Annotated in this window: 4 protein-coding genes; all 4 read right to left on the reverse strand. The window is 62.7% G+C overall.

The annotated features are described in order from the left end of the window. Positions 1-91 precede the first annotated feature (91 nt). Complete coding sequence (locus DBR24_RS30265; RefSeq protein ID WP_123467423.1) at positions 92-2,245, reverse strand: mechanosensitive ion channel family protein; 2,154 nt, start codon at positions 2,243-2,245, stop codon at positions 92-94. Positions 2,246-2,322: 77 nt separating this feature from the next. Beyond that, positions 2,323-2,499 (reverse strand): hypothetical protein, encoded by a 177-nt coding sequence (locus tag DBR24_RS31190; protein ID WP_177490707.1) that lies wholly within the window; start codon positions 2,497-2,499, stop codon positions 2,323-2,325. Positions 2,500-2,636: 137 nt separating this feature from the next. Next, positions 2,637-3,926 (reverse strand): M18 family aminopeptidase, encoded by a 1,290-nt coding sequence (locus DBR24_RS30270; RefSeq protein ID WP_123467421.1) that lies wholly within the window; start codon positions 3,924-3,926, stop codon positions 2,637-2,639. Positions 3,927-4,042: 116 nt separating this feature from the next. Further along, positions 4,043-4,678 (reverse strand): RluA family pseudouridine synthase, encoded by a 636-nt coding sequence (locus DBR24_RS30275; RefSeq protein WP_007960625.1) that lies wholly within the window; start codon positions 4,676-4,678, stop codon positions 4,043-4,045. Positions 4,679-4,718: the final 40 nt, after the last annotated feature.

A 4,718-nucleotide genomic window follows, 5' to 3' on the forward strand; every position in this document is an offset into this window, starting at 1 on the left:
CTTGGGTCAGGCGGGTGAGCTGCATCGGGTTTCTCCTTGGTTATTGTTGTTCTGGCTTCCATGCCTGTGACCCGCACCTCGCGCCCAAGTGCTATTCCTTGGGCTGGCCACCGCCGGCGGTGATCACTTGCACGCTCATGCGCGGCGTTGCCAGGTCCAGGCCGGCCTCGTCGAGGTGGCGTTTGAGTGACAGGTTGAACGCCCGGGAAACTTCCCATTGTTTGATCGGCGCGGTCTTGAAGCGGGCGCGCAGGATCGCGCTGCCGGACTCGAAGCTTTCCACGCCCTGGATTTCCAGTGGCGACCAGATGTTGCGCCGCTGCAGGGGATCGGTGCGCATTTTCTGGCCGACTTCGCGCATCAGTTTGATCGCGTCGTCGATTTCCATGTTGTACGGCACCGCCACGCGGAAAATCGCGTAGCCGAATTCCCGGGAGTAGTTCTTGATGCTTTTGATTTCGCTGAACGGGATGGTGTGGACGATGCCGTCGATGTCGCGCAGGCGCACGGTGCGGATGGTCAGGCCTTCGACGGTGCCGAGGTGGCCGCCGACGTCGACGTAGTCGTCGATCGCCAGCGAGTCTTCAATGATGATGAACAGACCGGTGATCAGGTCGGCGACCAGCGACTGTGCACCGAAGCCGATGGCCAGACCGATCACACCGGCACCGGCCAGCAGCGGCGTGACGTTCATGCCCATGTTCGCCAGGGCGACGATCAGCGCAATGATGAAAATCGCCACGAACAGCACGTTGCGGATCAGCGGCATCATCGTCTGTGCGCGGGCATTCGCCAGGCCTTTGCGCGAGCGGGTGAGGGCGTGGTGCACGGCGGTGTCGGCGAGGATCCAGATCAGCCAGGAGAAAATCAGCGTGCCGATCAGACTGAACAATTTGACGCTGACGTCATGCCCTTCGCCCTCGGTGAAGCCGATCAGCGATTTGCCCCAGACGCGCAGGCCAAGTTCGATGAAGGCCAGCCACACCAACAGATGCGCCAGGGTGTAGAAGAAGCTTTTCAGGCGTTCCGAGTAAAGCGCATGGCGTTTCGGCCCGCGCTGCGGTTTCAGTGAATGCCGGCGCACGAGGCCGTTGATCACCATGCACATGACCAGCAGCACGGTGCAGATCAGCGACTGGCGCAAGGCGGTGCTGGTGTCGCCGGCGGAGACGAAGGTGGCGAACAGCGAGATGCCGACCAGCACCAGCGCCGGCACATACCAGAAGGTGCCGAGGATTTCGATGGTGTCGCTCAGCGCCCGGCGGGTCAGGCGCCGTGACAACGGTTGGTTGCGAATCAGGTGCGCGATCGGCCGACGGAAACGCAGGATGAACAGGCCGGTGAACAGCGCCGCGAGGACATTGGTAATGGTCGCGGTGGTGTGCGCCAGGTGCACGCCGAGGCTGTCCACCAGGCGCGGGTCGTTCAGCGCTTCACCAAACGCGGCGAAGCTGCCGATCAGCCAAAGCGGGCGGAAGGCCTGATGGCGCAGGATGTACAGCGCCCGGTGCCGGTGCGGGCCGTCGAGCAGCGAAAACGCGATCACGCAGATCGCCGAGAAACAGGTGCCGACCACCAGGGCATAGGCCAGCACCATCGCCAGGCTTTTGCCCAATGACGATGGCAGTGCGTAGCTCATGTAGACGGTGATGACCAGTGCAATCAGCCACGGCCCGAGCTTGCGCAGGGCAAAGCGCAGCATGTCGAGAGCCCTGGGGTGCTGGGGCAGTTCTTCGGTCAGACCAAAGCGCATGCGCACCCGATGGCCGAGCCAGATCAGCGCAGCGGCGAGCAGGCTCCAGACCATCAGGATCACGGCGAAGGCGAAGATGATCGGCAGCCATTCACTGGCCGGCAACATCAGGTTGTCGAGTTCGTCCTTGGCCAGGTCGAACTCGTTACCCCAGCGAGTCAGTGGGCTGTCGGCACCGGTGAACTGTTTTTCGAAACTGGCCAGGGTGCCGCCGATCAGGCCCAGCACGCCTTCTTCGGGGCTGGCCTGGGCTTTTTTGGTGGCGTCGCGCAGCTTCTTCAGATCGGTCAGCAGTTGCGCGCGTTGCTTGTCGTTTTCCAGCGACTTGATGACTTCGTCGAGGGACTGGCCGAGGGGTTCCTGCGCTTCGGGCTGGGCTTTGCTGGTGTTGAGCAGACCGGGCAGGCCGACCGCATGGGCGGGCGCCAGCGGCAGCAGCGTCATCAGGCAAACGAGGAACAGGCAGGGCAAAGCAAAAAGACGAGCAAACACTAGGCGGTCAACCTCGCAAGGGGCGGATTCGCTGGAGTGTACGAGCCCGTCATTATCAATGCGAGCCGGGCGCGGATTTATTCGTTGAGTTTGGCGAGGATCTTGTAGACCACGGTGGCGAGGATCGTCAGCATGCCGACCCACATGGCAAAGACGCCGGCATTCTTGTCGCGGAAGTTGAAGCCGATGGCCAGCATGATCATCCCGGTGAGGATGGGCACGAGCATGGCGTGGAATGAAGACATCGAGATCATGGTGACTGCCTTGTCGAAAGGAATGATTCAAGTCTAGGTCGGTTTTCGCTGCACCGGGCTGATGTGTATCAGAATAGAGCCGGTTTTGCGCTGATCGTGTGGCGAGGGAGCAAGCTCCCTCGCCACACAGCAGGGGCTTACGGCAAGTCGCGGGAGGCGTAGAACGCGCTCAGGACTTTGACCAGGTGCGCCAGGTCATGGCTGCCGCACAGTTCGCGGATCGAGTGCATGGCGAAGGTCGGCAGGCCGATGTCGACCGTGCGCACGCCCAGGTGGCTGGCGGTGATCGGGCCGATGGTCGAGCCGCAGCCCATGTCGCTGCGCACGACGAAGCTCTGCACCGGGACTTCTTCGGCCATGCACAGGTGGCGGAAGAAACCGGCGGTTTCGCTGTTGGTGGCGTAGCGCTGGTTACTGTTGACCTTGATCACCGGACCGGCGTTGAGTTTCGGGCCGTGATTGGCGTCATGCTTTTCCGAGTAGTTCGGGTGTACGCCGTGGGCATTGTCCGCCGACACCAGCAGGGATTTCTGGATGGTGCGGACGAACTCGTCACCTTCCGGCAGCAGACGGCGCAGGGTCTGCTCGAGCATCGGGCCGTCGGCGCCACAGGCCGAGCAGGAACCGACTTCTTCGTGATCGTTGCACACCAGCACGCAGGTTTCTTCGGTGTCGGCGGTCAGCAGGGCCTGCAGGCCGGCGTAGCAGGACAGCAGGTTATCCAGACGGGCACCGGCGATGAAGTCACCGTTCAGGCCAATCACCGCGGCACTTTGCGTGTCGTAGAAGCTCAGCTCGTAATCGAGCACCACGTCGGCGTTGAGGCCGTGTTCGCGGGCCAGTTGATCGGTCAGCACGGCGCGGAAATCCACACGCTCGTCACCGGCGAACTGCGCGAGGATCGGCGGCAGTTCGGTCTGCGCGTTGATCGCCCAGCCCTGGTTGGCTTCACGGTTGAGGTGAATGGCCAGATTGGGAATGATCGCGATCGGTGCCTTGAAGTCGATCAACTGGCTCTCGACCTTGCCGTCGCGGCGGAAGGTCACACGGCCGGCCAGCGACAGGTCGCGGTCGAACCATGGTGCCAGCAGTGCGCCGCCGTAGACTTCGACGCCCAGTTGCCAGAAGCCCTGACGTTGCAGTTCCGGTTGCGGCTTGACCCGCAGGCAGGGGCTGTCGGTGTGGGCGCCGACCAGACGGATACCGTCATACAGCGGCGAGTTGCGGCCCATTTTGATCGCGACGATCGAGGAGTCGTTACGGGTGACGTAATAGCGGCCGTTGGCCTCGGTGTTCCACGGCTCACGCTCGTCGAGGCGCACGTAACCGGCGGCCTCCAGACGCTGAACAAGGCTGGCGGTGGCGTGGAACGGGGTAGGGGAGGCCTTGAGGAAGTCGATCAGGCCTTGGTTCAACTCTTCGCGCATAAGAAGCTCCAGACAGCAATGGGCGGGAGTTTAACGCATCGGCCAGGGAATTGAATCTGCACCGGATCCTTGTAGGAGTGAGCAGGCTCACTCCTACAAGGGGGCTGCGGTGTTGGTCAGAACGGCGCCGGGCACTCGAAACGCAGGCGTTCGCCGGTTTGCGGATGGGTGAAGCTGAGCATGCTCGCGTGCAGGCACAGCCGTGGCCATGCCGCCAGCGCCTGCTCGTGGGCGTAGAGGCCATCACCGAGCAACGGGTGCCCGATCGACAGCATGTGCACGCGCAATTGATGCGACCGCCCAGTGATCGGCGTCAGCTCGACGCGACACCAGTCGCCGCAGCGTTCCAAAACGCGCCAGAAGGTCAGCGCGTGTTTGCCGAACTCATGATCGACCACATGACGCGGCTTGGTCGGTGGGTCGTAGCGCAATGGCAGGTCGATGCTGCCGCTGTCGAGTTCCGGTTGACCCCAGGCCAGGGCGGTGTAGGCCTTTTCGGTTTCGCGGTCGTGAAACTGCCGCGACAGTTCGCGATGCGTGTCGGCGTCACGCGCCAGCAGAATGATGCCGGAAGTTTCCCAGTCCAGACGATGGACGATGCGCGCTTCCGGGTAGCCGTTTTCCTGCAGGCGGGTAATCAGGCAGTCCTTGTTGTCGTCGGCGCGGCCGGGCACCGAGAGCAGCAACGTCGGTTTGTCGACCACCAGTACGGCGGCGTCCTGATGGATGATGCGGATGTTGGACAGCGGCATTAAAACAGCCTCGTAACAAATGCCAACGGCGGTTCAGGGC

This window comes from Pseudomonas sp. HMWF006 (assembly GCF_003061205.1).
Taxonomy (GTDB): Bacteria; Pseudomonadota; Gammaproteobacteria; order Pseudomonadales; family Pseudomonadaceae; genus Aquipseudomonas; species Aquipseudomonas monsensis.

Bases quoted from the DNA above. Each gene is read 5' to 3' on its own strand.
- DBR24_RS30270 (WP_123467421.1), bottom strand. From the start codon at position 3,926: ATGCGCGAAGAGTTGAACCAAGGCCTGATCGACTTCCTCAAGGCCTCC.
- DBR24_RS30275 (WP_007960625.1), bottom strand. From the start codon at position 4,678: ATGCCGCTGTCCAACATCCGCATCATCCATCAGGACGCCGCCGTACTG.
- DBR24_RS31190 (WP_177490707.1), bottom strand. From the start codon at position 2,499: ATGATCTCGATGTCTTCATTCCACGCCATGCTCGTGCCCATCCTCACC.